This is a genomic window from Trichormus sp. NMC-1, assembly GCF_001858025.1.
Lineage (GTDB): Bacteria > Cyanobacteriota > Cyanobacteriia > Cyanobacteriales > Nostocaceae > Anabaena.
Window position 1 is genome coordinate 898,288 of sequence record NZ_LZQD01000002.1, and the last position, 15,663, is coordinate 913,950.

Consider the following 15,663-nt stretch of genomic DNA (forward strand, 5'->3'; position numbering starts at 1 on the left):
TCACCTGCATTATAAGATAGTGTGTGGTACCAAAAAGGCATTGTTTACTAAGGTGCAGGTGTTTGAGTGACTTGTGGCGAGGAATCTTGTTGTTTTTCCAGGCTTGTTGGTGGTGGGTTTTCCTGAGATGGTAGCTGCCGTTGCATTTTGATCCAATATCCCAGTGAACCAGATGCTAAAAGTACCCCAAGAATAACTAGTAACTGTAGCGGTAATTGAGACGTACGAGTCAGCTTGGTTTCAGGTATGACTTGAGTTTGCTGGTGAGAGTTGTCCAAAACTGTGTCGTTTGTGATTTTTGGGGTCAAATCTACCGTTTTGCTAGAGGAAATAGTATGAATGTCCGCGTTGAGCGTTAAATTCGGTTCGGAGTATTGGACTTGATAATGTAATAAGGCGATGGTGACATTATCGTGTCCATTTTTGGTATTAGCGATTTCTATAAGTCGCTGGGCAACATTTTCTATATTTGTATCGCCAGCAAGAATTGGTAAAATTTCTGTTTCCCAATATTCTTCTACCCGATCAAAATCACTTAAACCATCGGATGTGAGCAGAAAAACGGCATCTTCATCAATGATAAACCGTTGGGCTGTGGGATGTAATGAAGCGCTTTTGCTCATTCCTAAAGCTTGCACCAAGGAACCAGAACCACTATGTTGTAATGCTTCGCGGTATACAGCATAGCCTAACCGCACTTCGCGGGATGCCACATCATCATCTAGGGTAACTTGATAACAACCGTGGCGCGTAATCCAATAGGCACGACTATCACCAATATGGGTGATATACATTTCGTGGGCAATGGGCAAAGCCATTACCAGGGTGGTTCCCATCCGTTGTCGCCCTTGACGATGTTCTGTGTCGTTGCGTTGGCTAATTTTATCATTGACAAGTGCTACAGCCTGTTCTAAATCATTCAGCAGCAGTAAAGGATCGATGTTGTTATAAGGAACTGAGGTGAGTTCGATTACCTGTTGCTGAATGGTTTCAATGGCTAAAGTTGATGCTATGTTACCTCCTTCATGTCCACCAATACCGTCACAGACAATAGCTAAGGCAGTTTGCTGTGGTGGTTTACTCACCACGACACCACTAGGAGGGTAACAGGCATCTTCGTTACGTTGACGACTAGGGCCTGTGTTAGTTTGGGTGACAATTTTAATGGTGGTTTGGGCTGGAGAAGTTCGTCCAGTACAAGCTGTCCCTAATTGTGCTAATCCTTGATCTAAAACTGTAATTAATTGCTCAGATGAGTTGATTTTGCCCTGAATTAGAGAATCGCTAATTTGTTTGATAAATTCCGCTACGGCTGGCTTGGCATCTTTCAGCAGTGGTTGCCAAAATTCTCCTAATTGTGACAATGTTGGTGCTGGTTCTGAATCCAAATGCAACTCTAGTAACCGTACTAATCCCCCTTCAACTCTCAATAAATGGGAATTTAATAAGCTGGAAGCTACTCCTTCGGTTAAAAAGGGTTGCCACAAATGAGCTAACTGCCACAGCCAATTAATTTGCCGTATTGATGAGGCATTGCCCCAAACAGTCGTTAACTGGCTGCACAGATGCACTTGAGTGCCTGTACCATCAACTAATAGGGGCGGTTTTTCCAGAAGTAATATTTCTGGCTGCAATTGTTCTGGATTTACAGTTAACACACCATATATTTGCGGTATGTGTAAGCGGTAGGGAATGAGTTTGAGATAGGCTTTAAGTTTCTGTAAATTATCTAATTCAGGTATTTGGGGTAGTAAACCAGGCTTGAGATCAAAAAGAATTGATTGACCAATGACTAAATAGCGATCGGCTAAAATTTCTCCAGGACTACCCAGACTTAAATTATCCCCCACAGCCCACAGGTAACGCTTGGGTAATGGTGTGGAGCATCGCTGGCAGAACTTATGTGTCAAGGGGTTAGCAGCTTGACAATATTCATTTGGGCAGTAGAGCTTTGCCGCTTCATTTTCCATATTTGTCGCACCGATCAGCGATTGGCAATTTCTTCAACGGTATTTGCAGCGGCAATTTAGACCGCTTATGTTTTTGTCCTCAACATATCCAGCTTTGGATCGTGATTGTAGCTAGTGACTACCAGCAGTTGCTAATACTTGTTACTACTTATCCCAAGAGCATAATCCTTAAAACTCTACAGCCTCATCATAGCTTCTATTGCTCTGGGACTCTCTACCATCAATGCCACTTAATTTCACCCTGTCAGCAAAGCTTGACTTGGAGAGATAGAGACACAGGAGTGGGATGTTAACCCTTCAGTCTGCTGTTTACTAGGGACTGGGGATTCTCAGTTTGGCTAGTCCCTAAATTGTTGGTGGGTTACAAAATTTATAACTCACCAACAATAACTCTTCACCTTATTGATTTGAGTTAGCTGCAACTTGGGGTAGTCCCATGCTGTAGTTAGTAACGCGGCTAGAGAGATTGTAGCTAATTTCGCCTTTTTGTAGAAGCGATCGCAGATAATGCTCCAAGTCTGACCCAATACGACGCAAGTTATAATCTGTTAGATCTACACCACTAGAGGCTTCTACTAGTTCATCAAACTTGCGATAAATTTTTTGCAGTGCATCTTCATTCCAGTTGAATTCATTGTCTGGGTCAACATCTAACGTCAACACCTGATTACTAGGAATTAGTTCATCTTTGTCCATTTCCGCCGCAAAAATGCGAATATGGCGGGTTGTAGACTTGAGCAGCATTGGGTTATCCATAAAAAGGTGTAAGATTTCGGTTAATTACACTGCAATCATTTTAACTGCTGTGCTTGGGCTTAATTCCTCCAACTTACAAGCTGTGATGGCAGTTTTCACAAACTTTGGGAAATATTTAGTTTACGTTTAAACTGAATCATCATTTCAACTGCATAAAAGCATCTGTACAAGGTTGCTAAATTTGCAAATTGAAATAATACAAGCTTTTTAATCTTAAATTACGCTAATTTATGAATTATACAAAAACAATAGCAGCAAAAGCGGGTTGTGCTGCTAGTACCGACCCAGCCTGAGGTACAGCAAGAAAGATTTAACCGCAAAAAGGATGTAGACACTAGTAGGGTGGCTTCTCGAAGAGTACCCCAATCGTTTTGAGGGCATGGGAGGGGGCTGATCTTGCAGGGGAGGAAAGAAAAGTCATTTTGATTGGAGTGAAATTGGATAATTTATTTTTGGGAGTTCCCCAAAATCTACAAAGTGAGCAGTATTGCCAGAGGGAAGAATTAAGAATTTTTATTTTTGACCAACGCCCTCTCAGTGCAGCTAGTAATCTTTAAAACTTACCATTTGATTTTGTAAAATTCTGGGATAAAATGACTTAATTCAGTATGTATGTGTTTCTCCAGAAGAAAATTTTTACAACTCATCAGTTTACCAATTAACGCACCCTAAAATTACTGAGAAAAAAGCGTACATAGAGTAATTGTACTTACACTAGCTACAATGACATATAGCTCTAATCAAATGAAAAAAGCCAGCATTTATGCGTAAGTACAAATACTTAAAAAATGATGATAAGAAAAACTGTTATTGACGTTTAGATAAAGTTGATGTAAAAACTTTTAAAAAGGTCTGAAAAGTTCTTACAGAAACTTTATTGTATGGAATCTTAAAAACTGAATAATAGTTTATGAGTAACATATGCGATAACTAGCACAGGAACATCAAAACTGAGACGAAAATATAGCCAGAACCAAAACAGGGGGAGTTAAATCGAATGTAAAGGTGATGTATAAGAAAAAATTGTTAATTCAACGACTTCTTTGTATTTAAAAAAATATAAAGAAATTTTTTCCGGATATCTAGTTTCTCACTCGCATGAACACCAAGTAAAGGAATCCTCAGACTATGAACTCCAAAGCATTACCACGCCAAATAAATAATCTCGAAGTGGGTGTTTATGAATGCGAAATTCATCTCAAATTCCGGTTGATTGAAGAAAAGAGTCTATTGGGCGATCGCGAACAACTGTTGCAGGTGCTACTAGAAGCACTAACTGAGGGATCTGACGAATTTTTGGAGACACTACAAGCGTCCGTAAAAGCCCAAGAGGTTTCTGAGTTCAAAGCCTCGCCTCAAATGAGACGTCAACTGATGCGCTTACGGAATTTTGCTGATAATAGCCAATAACTAACGGTGTACTTTTAAGAAGTAGCAAATTCTGCTGCGGGCATCAAAATAGTAAATTTATTTACTTTGTCCCTACCTATTTGCTATGATTCTTAGTCGGCTTGTATAATCAGACTCTACAGATACAAGCGAGAAGATGACCTCAGGGAAGTTCACGCCAGTATCTACATCAGCCCTTAAAAATAGTGCACTACCAACATATATGGATGTCTACTCAATGCAGTCATCCCTGGCTTCAAATTTAGGTTAGGGTTGTTGAAAGTCTATTTTCAGATAAATTTCAGCATTAGGAGGGTTCCGCTTCAATGATAAGAACCCACATATTATCCTTTGTGAGCAAACTCCTCTAGGTGCATCTTACTTATTTTTTCATCAAATTAGAACGCCAAATACTTGGTGAAATACTGTTAATAAATCTTGAGACATGGGACTTCGCTAAATATAGCAACTGCCAAGGCGGTTAGAACATTGTTGATTGATACAAGCTTAAAAACAACTCGTTTTCTATTCATCACTTTGCTATACTTTCCTATCTATTAATATCATCACCCATCCTAGCTGAAGTAAACATTTCTCCTTTGCGAACCTCTGCGTTAAAAAACAATACCCCTCTCCGCCACCGGAAAGGGGTTAATCATAGCTGAAACTCAGCACTACCTAATAAGCATCTTGCAACTCATAGAAATCAGGTGAAATGTAATCCTTACGCAAAGGCCAACCCACCCAATCTTCCGGCATCAAAATCCGCTTCAAATTGGGATGACCTTCATAGATAATGCCATACATATCGTAAGACTCACGCTCTTGCCAGTCCGCAGTCTTCCAAATCCAGTAAACTGAAGGCACAGAGGGATTTTCTCTAGGTAAGAACACCTTCACCCGGACTTCTTCTGGCTTATCAGCATTATCACTTACCTTCACCAAGTGATAGACACTTACCAAATCTTGTCCTGGCCCCAAGTCAATACCTCCTTGAAACTGGAGATAATTAAACCCGTAGGCGTACAAAGCTGTAGCGGTAGGAAGCAAGAAATCTGCTGCTACCTTAAGAATCTCTACACCGTTCACGTCTGGGGCTAAAGATTCATGGTCAAAACCATTTTCTGTCAACCACTGAGAAACCTGACCAGCCGGAACTATAGACTCTTCCGCCGCAGGAACTAAATTAGATTCTTCTTCAGCCACGCTTTTCTTCCTCCTTTGTCTTTGCTGTCAGTAGCGCAGGTGGTATGGGCATACCTATTGCTTCCGTCAATTCCTTCGGTGGAGTAAAGCGGGTATCTGACTGCATATACTTACCAGTTAAAATCATTGGTACTGGTTTCAAGTTATGAGTCGTGCTGTAATAGCGGTGAGTTTGCTTAATTTGACCCCGTTCTTGCATGGAATCATTAGCAATTTTTTTCCGCAGCTTAATAATTGCGTCAATAATCGCTTCAGGACGGGGAGGACAACCGGGCAAATACACATCTACAGGAATCAGCTTATCAACTCCGCGCACAGCACTAGGAGAATCAACGCTGAACATTCCGCCAGTAATTGTACAAGCACCCATAGCAATTACATACTTGGGTTCAGGCATTTGTTCATAAAGACGCACCAATTGAGGAGCCATCTTCATGGTAATTGTTCCCGCAGTGATAATTAAATCGGCTTGACGGGGGCTAGAACGGGGAATTAGACCAAAACGGTCAAAGTCGAATCGAGAGCCAATTAAAGCTGCAAATTCAATGAAGCAGCAAGCTGTACCAAACAGCAAAGGCCACAAACTAGAAAGCCGCGCCCAGTTGTAGAGGTCATCAACGGTGGTTAAGATGACGTTTTCTGACAGTTCTTGAGTGACAGTAGGGCGCTCAACGGGGTTGATGATACGCTCTTTGTCCTGGGTGGTTATGTTAGAATTTAAGACCATTCCAAAGCTCCTTTACGCCATGCGTAAACTAAGGCGATTACGAGAATCGCAATAAAAACCAGCGCTTCAATAAACGCCAATAAACCCAACCGGTGGAAAGCAACCGCCCAAGGGTACAAAAACACAGTTTCTACGTCAAAAACGACAAAAACCAGTGCGAACATATAGTAGCGAATATTGAATTGAATCCAGGCTCCGCCAATGGGTTCCATTCCAGATTCATAAGTGGTGCGCCGTTCTGGGCTGAAGCTACTAGGTCTGAGGAGCTTGGACGCTGAGAGCGCCAGGGCAGGTACTAGGCTACAGAGGAGGAAAAAGCCTAGAAGATATTCGTAACCGCTAAGGACAAACACAATGGATATCTACCGCTGATGGTGCAATTGAAATGGATATTGTTCTTTTACATTATATCTTTTCAGGCTTTCTGAAATCGTGGAAATTGACACACTGAGCGTATGGTGTTGATTTGATCAGTACCCCTTCAACCTCAACTACTTGTGTTTTGCGATAGCTACACTGAACTGTTGGCGAACAGGGTTCCGCAGACAAGGTATCGCATTTTTACCGCATACGGAAAAGCTTGACTTTTTTATACAAATTTAATGCACTACACTGGGAGTATTTGATTCCTTTTTGAGAGTGATAGAAAAGCCTAACAAATATGTCATAATTTGTAACGTATCTTTAAGATTTGCCCTCTGGGAGGCTTTAGCCATGAGCGAACAAGCTGAAGAAGCTATTGAAACTCCAGTTTTAGATAGGTATGAATGTCGCTCTTGCGGTTACGTTTATGAACCGGAGAAAGGAGACGACAAAAGTGATATTACTGCTGGGACACTGTTTGCAGAACTACCTGTAAGTTGGCGTTGTCCAGTTTGTACTGCTAACAAGGTAGCTTTTGCCAACATTGGTCCTGCGGGTACTGCATCTGGTTTCAAAGAAAATTTAGGTTACGGCTTAGGCGTTAATACCCTGACACCAACCCAAAAGAACATCCTGATCTTCGGTGCTTTAGCCCTTGGCTTCTTGTTCTTTATCAGTCTTTACGGCTTACAATAAGAACCGTTTTTCACAAATACCTTACACAAATTTAGAAAAGACTAAGAAATACTGATGCACTCAATTGTAAAAAAGTGGCAAGGAATTTTTGCCGCGTTAATAGTAGTTATAGCTTGTATAGGTTGTAGCAAAGTTGCGTCTATCAGCTACAATCCCTGGCAAGTTATTAATGTGCCAACAGAGGCGAAACTATTCGATATTGGCTTTACTGGTAATCCCCAACATGGTTATTTAGTTGGTAGTAATGCTACCTTATTGGAAACCAAAGATGGTGGAAATACTTGGCAGCCGCTCAAACTGGAACTAGACGATGAAAGGTATCGCTTTAACTCAGTCAGTTTTAGTGGAAATGAAGGCTGGATTGCTGGAGAGCCTTCGTTGCTGCTACATACTACTGATGAAGGCAAGTCTTGGTCACGTATTCCCCTAAACGAAAAGTTACCAGGTAGCCCAATTATGATTGCCGCCTTGGCTGAAAATACAGCGGAAATGGCTACTGATGTGGGTGCTATCTATCAAACTACAGATGGTGGTAAAAACTGGAAAGCACAAGTCGAAGCTGCTGTTGGTGTGGTGCGGAACTTAGAGCGATCGCCCGATGGCAAGTATATTGCTGTTTCTGCCAAAGGTAGTTTTTACTCAGTCTGGGAACCAGGACAAGCCTCTTGGGAACCCCATAACCGTCTGAGTTCTCGACGGGTAGAAAATATGGGCTTTGCGGATAATGGCCAGTTATGGTTGTTAGCACGGGGAGGTCAAGTTCAATTTAGCGATTTGACTAAACCAGATGAATGGCTTGATGTAGAATATCCAGAGTTGGCAACAAGCTGGGGTTTACTAGATTTGGCTTATCGCACACCCGATGAAATCTGGATTGGTGGCGGTAGTGGTAATCTGTTACGCAGTACCGACGGCGGTAAAACCTGGGAAAAAGACCGGGAAGTGGAAGGAGTGGCCGCTAATTTTTACAAAATTGTATTTTTTAAGCCAGACCAAGGTTTCATCATTGGCGATCGCGGTATTTTGCTCAAATATAACCCCAGTGCAGAACCAGCCAATCAACCAGAGGCTGCTTAGTTACACTCAGGGTTAAGTGATGATACCCTTTTCTGAGAAGAACGTTGCAAGTTGTAACTCTTTCTAAACTTTGTAGGATAATAAACTCAATACTAGTTTTCGTGAAGGTAGTGATCTAAATGGCAGGTACCACTGGAGAACGTCCGTTTTCGGACATTATTACCAGCATTCGTTACTGGGTAATTCACAGCATCACCATTCCAGCTTTATTTGTGGCTGGTTGGCTATTTGTCAGCACCGGACTGGCTTATGATGTGTTTGGTACACCCCGTCCTAATGAGTATTTCACACAGGTTCGTCAAGAAGTGCCAATCGTGAAAAACCGTTTTGAAGCTAAAAAGCAAGTAGAAACATTTATCGGAAAGTAATTTGAAGTCATGACCAGCGGCAATAACATCAATCAACCAGTTACCTATCCAATTTTTACGGTTCGATGGATCGCAGTTCACACTTTAGGTGTGCCAACTGTCTTCTTTTTGGGCGCGATCGCCGCAATGCAGTTTATTCAACGCTAGGAGCAACTCATGGACAGATCGCCTAATCCTAATCAACAACCGGTTGAATTAAACCGTACCTCTCTGTATCTAGGACTGCTATTGATTTTCGTTCTAGGGATTTTGTTTTCCAGTTACTTCTTTAACTAACTGGAAGCGTCATTGCTAATTTCTGTTGATTTGTTCTTAAGGGAGGAGAAAACTGTGTCTGGAAGTGGAAGAATTCCCCTGTGGGTCGTTGCTACGGTCGCAGGTTTAGGTGTAATTACTGTTGTAGGTATTTTCTTCTATGGAGCCTACGCTGGAATCGGTTCTTCATTGTAATGATCAGCTGATCCGAATTTTTGTTTAAAAAACAACAAAAAAAACCGCCTGTCTGTTTTAGATAGGCGGTTTTACCATTAAAAATTGGGGCAGGGTGCAGGAGGCAGGAGGCAGGAGGCAGGGGGCAGGGGGCAGAAAGAAGAAAGAAGAAAGAAGAAAGAAGAAAGAAGAAAGAAGAAAGAAGAAAGAAGAAAGAAGAAAGAAGAAAGAAGAAAGAAGAAAGAAGAAAGAAGAAAGAAGAAAGAAGAAAGAAGAAAGAAGAAAGAAGAAAGAAGAAAGAAGAAAGAAGAAAGAAGAAAGAAGAAAGAAGAAAGAAGAAAGAAGAAAGAAGAAAGAAGAAAGAAGAAAGAAGAAAGAAGAAAGAAGAAAGAAGAAAGAAGAAAGAAGAAAGAAGAAAGAAGAAAGAAGAAAGAAGAAAGAAGAAAGAAGAAAGAAGAAAGAAGAAAGAAGAAAGAAGAAAGAAGAAAGAAGAAAGATAAATACTCTCCCCATCTCCCCATCTCCCCATCTCCGCGTCTCCGCGTCACCCCATCTCCCCATCTCCGCGTCACCGCGTCACCGCGTCACCCCATCTCCCAGTCCCTAATTAGGCGATATCTTCGCTTTCAATGTATGAAAATAGAAATGCGAAGACTACTGCTGGCAAAACTAGACCAGTCAGAGGTACGAAAATGGAAGGCAAGAATGAAGAATAGGCCAAAATAGAGGGCAAAAATGAACCTGACATAGTAAAAGTCCTTTTAAGTCACACTACAATTCTGTTAGGAGCTTACTTTAAAATTCTGCCTATTTTTGCAAATTCTCAAGATTTTTAACACAGACGTTTACATACCCAGCAGTTCATCAAGTTCCATACTCGGTAAATCGGGAGGAATCACTGTTTTGACTAATGTAACTTTGCGACTTTCCTGTTGGGTAGTCTGATCGAGAGCGATCGCTTCCACACGAATTTCTACACAGCCTAAAGGCACAACTAAGTGAGTTACCGCTTCCCAATTTCCCCAGGGAGTAGGTCGCAAATCCTTAAGCAGATGAGGTCCATCTAACAACCCGCGAGTTTGGTAATCTTCAACCCATAACTTAACCGCCACTCCTAACCATACCTCAGACAGTTCTAAACGCACTTTCACCGATTTTCCAGCCACCAATTCACCATTTGGCATAAACAATTGGGGTGTTGGTAACGATGCCAGCAAAGGACTAGATATATCTACTAGTGGTTGTTCCTGTTTTTCAGGAGATTGATTGTTATTCTCATTTGTCAGTGCAATGTAGATATCGTCTAGAACGATTTCTTGGGATAACAAAGTAGTATTGGTCTGGAGCGCACTAGGAGGTGTTTCTTCTTCTGGTTGTGATTCACAAGTATCTAAATAAAGATTTTCTTCTGCAAAATTATCTACATCTAACTCCTCAACTGCCGAATTGTCATCAAAGACAGTTACAGGCTGTTCCTCATTTGGCTCATGAGTATCATCATCTTCATCTACTAAATCGATACCTTCTGGTAAAAAGTATCCTTGGCTCTGCATCCACTTTCTAATTAAGGGTGATCTCTCTGGGGTATTGGCTGTGATTAATTCTTCACTGTCCAGAGTAGGAACTTGAGCAACAGCATTTTCTCTCAATTCAACATCAGACTCATATTGAGACAGTGTATTTTCTTCTTCAGGTGCGATCGCTTCGCTCTCTTCTCTACGTTCGCGGAGCGTGTCGTAGACAGAGGCTTCACCAACGAGACGCTCCGCGTATCTTGCTTCCCCGGAGGGGTACGCCGTAGGCATCGCTTCATTGATCGTATCCTTGTGTGTAGCTTCTTCTAAGGAAGGTATCTCTACTATCTGTTGAGACTCATCCGTAATCTGAGCTTCTAAGCTATCTGGGGTATTGCTTTTGACTTCTTTTGGATCTGGGACTGCTTTTAACCGTTTTAGGTAGGGTAAAGAAGTTTTTGTGTGTTTGATTACCAACTTTTCCAGATTAATTGGAGCTATCTTCTGAGTTATCTTGACAGTTTCTTCCGGTTTCAGGGAATCTGCAACTACGGAATTAGTAGCAATAGCATCTTTTTGATTCTCAGGCAGCTTCGGTAGTTGTGGTGAAAACCTATCCAAAAAAACCAAGGGTTTAATTCGCGGTGGTAGAGGTTGGCTTGGGGATGGTTTTAAAATGTGAAACTGGGCTAGTTTTGGCTTCTTGCCCAGATTGAAAAGTTCTAAACCGATACTGACAGGTTGTTCTGGCTTTGTGGCTTCCACCTGCGTTGGTGGCGCATTGCTGTCAATTAATAAGTCTGGTGTGATTGATTTTTTGCTTCTAACTGTCAGTAATTCTGTCACATCTGCTGTAATTGTAAAACCACTGCTACCTAAGAGTATGACTTCACCGCCATTCGTAACTGCGCCATATAAACTAATTTCTGCCAAAATTAACTTAGATTCACACTCAGTCGGAATATCAATAGCGGTACTAAATCTCAAAGGCAGGGTTTTAGCTGTTAAAGGCTGCTTGACTTGAGTTAAGATTTTGGACTCTAAGGGCGATCGCAGTTCAATGACTAGTTGCAACTGATCAAGGCTGGTTGTAGATAATATTTCATCTTCTAGATTCCCCGTTTCTGCCAATTCCACGTCCCCATTGACTGTGATGGGTTTTCCCCAACTAGCAATATAGCTATCCCGTTCTAAAGATAGTTTGATTGGTGAAAGTGGTGATATTAGTCGAAAATCCTCAGATATTTGCTCCTCTTCCAAGGATTCCGAGGTGGGTAAAGCCAAATCTATTAAGCTTTGTAAAATCTGTTCTGCCGTCTCGCCTTTGACCCAGACTGGGCTAACAGGCTGATTAATAATTATATCTTCTTCGGTTTCTGTGAAAAAATCCTTGATATCTAAATTGTCCTGTGGAGTAATCTCAGATTGATTTTCCCCATCTAATTGCTGAAGGGCAATATCTAGCTTTGATTGTTCACTTAATTCTTGAGGTAAGACTTTAATAGTGAGCGTGTATTGCCAGGATTTACCCAGCATATGCGTCATCAAGTCGCCAGAGCATCGTAACTCCCAAATTCCCGGTTTGAGATCAATAAAGGGAATTACAGCCATAAGTCCATCTGTATTGGTGCGACGCAAACGCTTAAAAATTCTCCGTTTGGGGAGAACTTCCTGGATTGACGAGTGAGTTACCCGCACTTCTACATCTGTATTGACAAGGTGAGAACGAGCCAAAACTCTATACTTACCTGCCAAAATTTTTAGAGTTGGCGATTCCAGGGTTTGCCAAGTGCGATCGCCCTGTTTCTGTATCAGAAATTGCCAGTTTTCCATTGTGAGTAATGCCCAAACCGAAGAGTCGCCGATTAATATTTTGCATTAACTTGCTTGCAAGTTTAACTCAGGAATACGTAATTGCATCACTTATCTTGGTTCAATACATCTATATCGGAGCTAAACTAGTACTGCAGTACTAATAAAAAGTAATACTAAGACGTAGCGTCCCACAACCCAACAAATCCCGAAAATATCCTCTAACCTCTAAGTAGGTGAACAGAAAAAATTAAAGGTATGTGAAGAAAGGTAAAATTGCCCAAAACTCTCTTCCTGTTCCCTGTTAAGAGTTCCCTTGTCATAACGACAATTTTTAACGCCAACCTACTTAAGAAAGAGTCTGCTGTGTCAATATACCCATTAGACAAAAAAAACGATAGACTCATTACAACTACGAGAATTCAAAATAGTTGCTGGTGTGTATATAGCGTTTTCTAGTCGGCTGAGGTACAGATTTCTCTTAGATTTATTTGCATCCATCTTCTTCTATCTGCGGTTAAATCTTTCTTACCCTACCTTGCAAATGTAGGAATCGCTAGAAAATCAAAACCGTAACCTGTATTCACATACTATTACCTAAAGCAAAGAGTAAATAAATTCACTCTCTTCCACTCCTGCAACTACTGAATTCTGTTGCGGTCAGATAAATTATACAGTTATTGTGTGGTATCAGATATTGATAAAGATATCCAAACAAATAGTGAAAAATCTGACAATTTATGATTTTTATTTGATTTATTATTAACCAGAATAAGTTTGTGACAAATATAATTTGATTATGCCTAATTCCCAAATTTTTTCCACATCTTTAAATTTTCAAGAAGATTACCCCTGTCCTGTTTGCCGCATCGGTAAAATTTCCCATATGCCACTAATGGAGGCGATGTCTTGTGACTTTTGCCAAGAGATTTTTACCGTTAACTTAGAGCTACAACAAATCAAAATGCCTTCTAGAGAACCTCCGTTGGTTTGGCGGTGGAATGGCTATAAGTGGACAGAAGCCCAGTTAGAAGGTGTAGAATTGGGTTGGGGTTATGTGGTGGCTGCAATTGCTTTTGTATTTTTTCCTACTACTTTAATTGCTATAGGAGCTTATCATTTTCCTCCACAAATTAATGATCCTCTTACCTGGGTACCATCGATCTGGACAGCGCTCACTTTTTTATCACATTTATCAATCATAATTTGGATTTTCATTGAAGTTTATCAAATCCCAATTATGGCATATTTTCGAGCCATAACTCGCTGGAGAAATGGATTAATCAGGTGAATCTTAAACAATTCAAAATTTAAAATAGAGGCGAATGCTGCCGTAAGGGATACAAAATTGCCAACTGTTAAATAAGGAGATTTAAACCCCGACTAGAGCTTGCTTGTATGGGTGATATAAGCTACGCCGTATGTATTTAGCGTTCTGATAGGGTACGGGTATTGGACTTTTACCTTTTTGATATGGGTGTTGCGTTCGCGGTAGGGTGCGGCATCAGCAATATTATTTTCGTCCACCCAATACGGTTAAAAAATTCTCTAAGTAGGACGGTGTGAATTCGCAGTAAATATTTAACGTTATGATTAGGCAAGAGGGAACAGGGTTTTAGCTTTGTTGACATTGTTATGTTTATTTACGGCTTTTCACTTATATGTGTTTATGCTGTAGCCACTTTAGGACAAGGAACTGTAGTAGTATTTTAGGGATAACTAACAAAAAATTATTTAATGGCAAAGACTGAGAATTGGAAATTAGGGTAAAAAGCTAAACTGATTCAGAATCTGAAATCCCCTGTATGAATCCAGGGAGAGCCTCAATCAATATTTATACTGTCAAATGACGGCATCACTCATAATTAATTTAATGATTATCTGATTGTCCACCAACACATTGTATGAGCGAACTGGAGCGGTATTACAGAGTCTTAGAATTGGAGCCTGGAGCAACACTAGAAGAAATAAACCAGGCTTATAAAGATTTAGTGTTTGTTTGGCATCCTGATCGCCTCCCTAAAGACAACCACCGCTTACAAAAAAAAGCTCAAGACAAGCTCAAAGCCTTTAATGAAGCTCGTGATCAATTGCGTTCTTTGAAAGATCAGCCTCAAACTGCACATAACCATAGAACAACTTCGCCAAAAAAACCACCAACAACAAATTATCAACCACCAAATCAAAACCCAGACTTGAGTGGAAAAGATTTCAGTCGAGCCAACTTAAGTAACAGAGACTTATCTGGGAGAAACCTGAGTTATGCTAATTTGAGCGGTTCTAATCTCAGTGATACTTTTATGCACAAAGTTAATCTGAGAGGGGCGGATTTGTCGGAAGCCAATTTGTTTAGAGCTAACCTACTGTTAGCAGACTTAAGAGAAGCCAACTTACGCAATACTAATCTAATTGGTGCGGATCTCAGTGGTGCAGACTTGCGGGGTGCAGATTTGACAGGTGCTAGAATTCGCTCAGGCGAACGGTTATTGGTGAAACTGATTGGTGCCAACTTAGCTGGAGCGATTATGCCCGATGGTGCAATTCATAGCTGACACTAACCCAACCTTTTGCGTAGGGAAATCTGACGTTGCTGATTAAGGGTATGAATTTTAGTCTCACGCAAAGGCGCAAAGGCGCAAAGGTAAGAGTTTTAAAGGTTCAATTTGGGAATTTCATACCTCAATTCAGCAACACCGGAAATCTTAACAGTGGTAAAAATCAAATAAGATTCCTATAGTGTACAAAAAGCTAAAAAACCTGGTTAACATTACCTACTATATGGGAAACTTAGTAATATTCCTTATGAATTACATTGCCCATGAATGGTATCATATATGACATTTTAGTGAAGACAATCAATGGAGAAGATAAGCAACTCAACGTCTACACAGGCAAAGTACTATTAATTGTCAATGTGGCTTCCTACTGCGGTTATACTCCTCAATATGGGGGACTGGAAAAGTTAAACCAGAAGTATAGAGCAGCAGGTTTAGAGATTTTAGGATTCCCCTGCAACGATTTTGGAGCGCAAGAACCTGGAACCAATGCCGAAATCGCACAATTCTGCACAAGCAAGTTTGGGGTTTCCTTTGAACTATTTGATAAAGTTCATGCTAAAGGTTCTCAGCAGCATCCCCTTTATACTCAACTTACCAATGCAGTTGAGCCAAAAGGAGCAGTGTCTTGGAACTTTGAAAAATTTATAATCAGTAAGCAGGGGGAAGTAGTCGCCAGATTTAATAGTAGTGTCAAGCCAGATTCATCAGAATTAATTGCCATAATTGAAAGAGAATTAGCAAAATAGTCCTTAGTCATTAGTAATGACATAAAAAGTCTTGTACTATTGATTATTGACT

At 40.7% G+C, this 15,663-nt stretch carries 18 protein-coding genes; 11 read left to right on the forward strand and 7 right to left on the reverse strand.

Translation table 11 applies throughout. The features are described from left to right. Positions 1-47: 47 nt before the first annotated feature. Both A9Y75_RS10655 and A9Y75_RS10660 read right to left on the reverse strand, forming a co-directional pair. Entirely contained in the window at positions 48-1,970 is a 1,923-nt protein-coding gene (locus A9Y75_RS10655) for a protein phosphatase 2C domain-containing protein (RefSeq protein WP_071189526.1), read from the reverse strand. A gap of 399 nt (positions 1,971-2,369) precedes the next feature. Next, on the reverse strand, positions 2,370-2,726 hold the full coding sequence (locus A9Y75_RS10660; RefSeq protein WP_071189527.1) for an NAD(P)H-quinone oxidoreductase subunit M: 357 nt from the start codon (positions 2,724-2,726) through the stop codon (positions 2,370-2,372). Positions 2,727-3,854: 1,128 nt separating this feature from the next. On the opposite strand from A9Y75_RS10660, the gene A9Y75_RS10670 reads away from it, so the two are divergent. Then, positions 3,855-4,136: an Npun_R1517 family heterocyst differentiation transcriptional regulator gene (locus A9Y75_RS10670; protein ID WP_071189529.1), complete on the forward strand. Its 282-nt coding sequence runs from the start codon at positions 3,855-3,857 to the stop codon at positions 4,134-4,136. Positions 4,137-4,793: 657 nt separating this feature from the next. On the opposite strand, the gene A9Y75_RS10675 is transcribed toward A9Y75_RS10670, so the two are convergent. The 3 genes from A9Y75_RS10675 to ndhC are packed head-to-tail and all read right to left on the reverse strand — an operon-like array spanning position 4,794 to position 6,401. Next, the gene (locus A9Y75_RS10675) at positions 4,794-5,321 is read right to left on the reverse strand and encodes an NAD(P)H-quinone oxidoreductase subunit J (protein WP_071189530.1); all 528 of its coding nucleotides are present in this window, start codon (positions 5,319-5,321) and stop codon (positions 4,794-4,796) included. Continuing rightward, positions 5,314-6,048 carry an NADH dehydrogenase subunit K gene (locus A9Y75_RS10680; RefSeq protein WP_071189531.1) on the reverse strand — a complete coding sequence of 245 codons (735 nt, stop codon included), beginning with the start codon at positions 6,046-6,048 and terminating at the stop codon, positions 5,314-5,316. Before A9Y75_RS10680 ends, A9Y75_RS10675 begins: the two co-directional genes overlap by 8 nt. Continuing rightward, a complete protein-coding gene (gene ndhC, locus A9Y75_RS10685; RefSeq protein WP_015214106.1) occupies positions 6,039-6,401 on the reverse strand; it encodes a photosynthetic/respiratory NAD(P)H-quinone oxidoreductase subunit C in 363 nt (120 codons plus the stop codon). Before ndhC ends, A9Y75_RS10680 begins: the two co-directional genes overlap by 10 nt. Before the next feature lie 361 nt (positions 6,402-6,762). On the opposite strand from ndhC, the gene A9Y75_RS10690 reads away from it, so the two are divergent. The 7 genes from A9Y75_RS10690 to A9Y75_RS28400 all read left to right on the forward strand — a co-directional run bounded on the left by A9Y75_RS10690 (position 6,763) and on the right by A9Y75_RS28400 (position 9,588). Beyond that, positions 6,763-7,107, forward strand: a complete 345-nt coding sequence (locus A9Y75_RS10690) for a rubredoxin (RefSeq protein WP_071189532.1) — start codon at positions 6,763-6,765, stop codon at positions 7,105-7,107. A 54-nt stretch (positions 7,108-7,161) separates the two neighbouring features. Then, complete coding sequence (locus A9Y75_RS10695) at positions 7,162-8,184, forward strand: photosynthesis system II assembly factor Ycf48 (protein WP_071189533.1); 1,023 nt, start codon at positions 7,162-7,164, stop codon at positions 8,182-8,184. Between the two features lie 119 nt (positions 8,185-8,303). Continuing rightward, entirely contained in the window at positions 8,304-8,552 is a 249-nt protein-coding gene (gene psbE, locus A9Y75_RS10700; RefSeq protein WP_016949289.1) for a cytochrome b559 subunit alpha, read from the forward strand. Between the two features lie 9 nt (positions 8,553-8,561). Then, a complete protein-coding gene (gene psbF, locus A9Y75_RS10705; RefSeq protein ID WP_071189534.1) occupies positions 8,562-8,699 on the forward strand; it encodes a cytochrome b559 subunit beta in 138 nt (45 codons plus the stop codon). Between the two features lie 9 nt (positions 8,700-8,708). Then, positions 8,709-8,828 carry a photosystem II reaction center protein L gene (locus A9Y75_RS26380; protein ID WP_083389546.1) on the forward strand — a complete coding sequence of 40 codons (120 nt, stop codon included), beginning with the start codon at positions 8,709-8,711 and terminating at the stop codon, positions 8,826-8,828. 54 nt (positions 8,829-8,882) lie between these two features. Then, positions 8,883-9,002, forward strand: a complete 120-nt coding sequence (locus A9Y75_RS10710; protein WP_016949290.1) for a photosystem II reaction center protein J — start codon at positions 8,883-8,885, stop codon at positions 9,000-9,002. Positions 9,003-9,096: 94 nt separating this feature from the next. Continuing rightward, on the forward strand, positions 9,097-9,588 hold the full coding sequence (locus A9Y75_RS28400) for a hypothetical protein (RefSeq protein WP_177176150.1): 492 nt from the start codon (positions 9,097-9,099) through the stop codon (positions 9,586-9,588). On the opposite strand, the gene psaI is transcribed toward A9Y75_RS28400, so the two are convergent. Then, positions 9,589-9,729 carry a photosystem I reaction center subunit VIII gene (psaI, locus tag A9Y75_RS26390; protein ID WP_083389547.1) on the reverse strand — a complete coding sequence of 47 codons (141 nt, stop codon included), beginning with the start codon at positions 9,727-9,729 and terminating at the stop codon, positions 9,589-9,591. Between the two features lie 97 nt (positions 9,730-9,826). Then, the gene (locus tag A9Y75_RS10720) at positions 9,827-12,328 is read right to left on the reverse strand and encodes a hypothetical protein (RefSeq protein WP_071189536.1); all 2,502 of its coding nucleotides are present in this window, start codon (positions 12,326-12,328) and stop codon (positions 9,827-9,829) included. A gap of 778 nt (positions 12,329-13,106) precedes the next feature. Here A9Y75_RS10720 and A9Y75_RS10725 point away from each other — a divergent pair. The 3 genes from A9Y75_RS10725 (at position 13,107) to A9Y75_RS10735 (ending at position 15,611) form a co-directional block, all read left to right on the forward strand. Then, complete coding sequence (locus A9Y75_RS10725) at positions 13,107-13,598, forward strand: hypothetical protein (RefSeq protein WP_071189537.1); 492 nt, start codon at positions 13,107-13,109, stop codon at positions 13,596-13,598. Positions 13,599-14,211: 613 nt separating this feature from the next. Next, positions 14,212-14,859, forward strand: a complete 648-nt coding sequence (locus A9Y75_RS10730; RefSeq protein ID WP_177176151.1) for a pentapeptide repeat-containing protein — start codon at positions 14,212-14,214, stop codon at positions 14,857-14,859. Between the two features lie 266 nt (positions 14,860-15,125). Then, positions 15,126-15,611 (forward strand): glutathione peroxidase, encoded by a 486-nt coding sequence (locus A9Y75_RS10735; protein ID WP_071189538.1) that lies wholly within the window; start codon positions 15,126-15,128, stop codon positions 15,609-15,611. Positions 15,612-15,663 lie beyond the last annotated feature (52 nt).

Bases quoted from the DNA above. Each gene is read 5' to 3' on its own strand.
- A9Y75_RS10730 (WP_177176151.1), top strand. From the start codon at position 14,212: ATGAGCGAACTGGAGCGGTATTACAGAGTCTTAGAATTGGAGCCTGGA.
- A9Y75_RS26380 (WP_083389546.1), top strand. From the start codon at position 8,709: ATGGACAGATCGCCTAATCCTAATCAACAACCGGTTGAATTAAACCGT.
- A9Y75_RS10670 (WP_071189529.1), top strand. From the start codon at position 3,855: ATGAACTCCAAAGCATTACCACGCCAAATAAATAATCTCGAAGTGGGT.
- A9Y75_RS10655 (WP_071189526.1), bottom strand. From the start codon at position 1,970: ATGGAAAATGAAGCGGCAAAGCTCTACTGCCCAAATGAATATTGTCAA.
- A9Y75_RS10735 (WP_071189538.1), top strand. From the start codon at position 15,126: ATGAATGGTATCATATATGACATTTTAGTGAAGACAATCAATGGAGAA.
- A9Y75_RS10690 (WP_071189532.1), top strand. From the start codon at position 6,763: ATGAGCGAACAAGCTGAAGAAGCTATTGAAACTCCAGTTTTAGATAGG.
- psbE (WP_016949289.1), top strand. From the start codon at position 8,304: ATGGCAGGTACCACTGGAGAACGTCCGTTTTCGGACATTATTACCAGC.
- A9Y75_RS10695 (WP_071189533.1), top strand. From the start codon at position 7,162: ATGCACTCAATTGTAAAAAAGTGGCAAGGAATTTTTGCCGCGTTAATA.
- A9Y75_RS10680 (WP_071189531.1), bottom strand. From the start codon at position 6,048: ATGGTCTTAAATTCTAACATAACCACCCAGGACAAAGAGCGTATCATC.
- A9Y75_RS10720 (WP_071189536.1), bottom strand. From the start codon at position 12,328: ATGGAAAACTGGCAATTTCTGATACAGAAACAGGGCGATCGCACTTGG.
- psaI (WP_083389547.1), bottom strand. From the start codon at position 9,729: ATGTCAGGTTCATTTTTGCCCTCTATTTTGGCCTATTCTTCATTCTTG.
- psbF (WP_071189534.1), top strand. From the start codon at position 8,562: ATGACCAGCGGCAATAACATCAATCAACCAGTTACCTATCCAATTTTT.
- A9Y75_RS10660 (WP_071189527.1), bottom strand. From the start codon at position 2,726: ATGGATAACCCAATGCTGCTCAAGTCTACAACCCGCCATATTCGCATT.
- A9Y75_RS10725 (WP_071189537.1), top strand. From the start codon at position 13,107: ATGCCTAATTCCCAAATTTTTTCCACATCTTTAAATTTTCAAGAAGAT.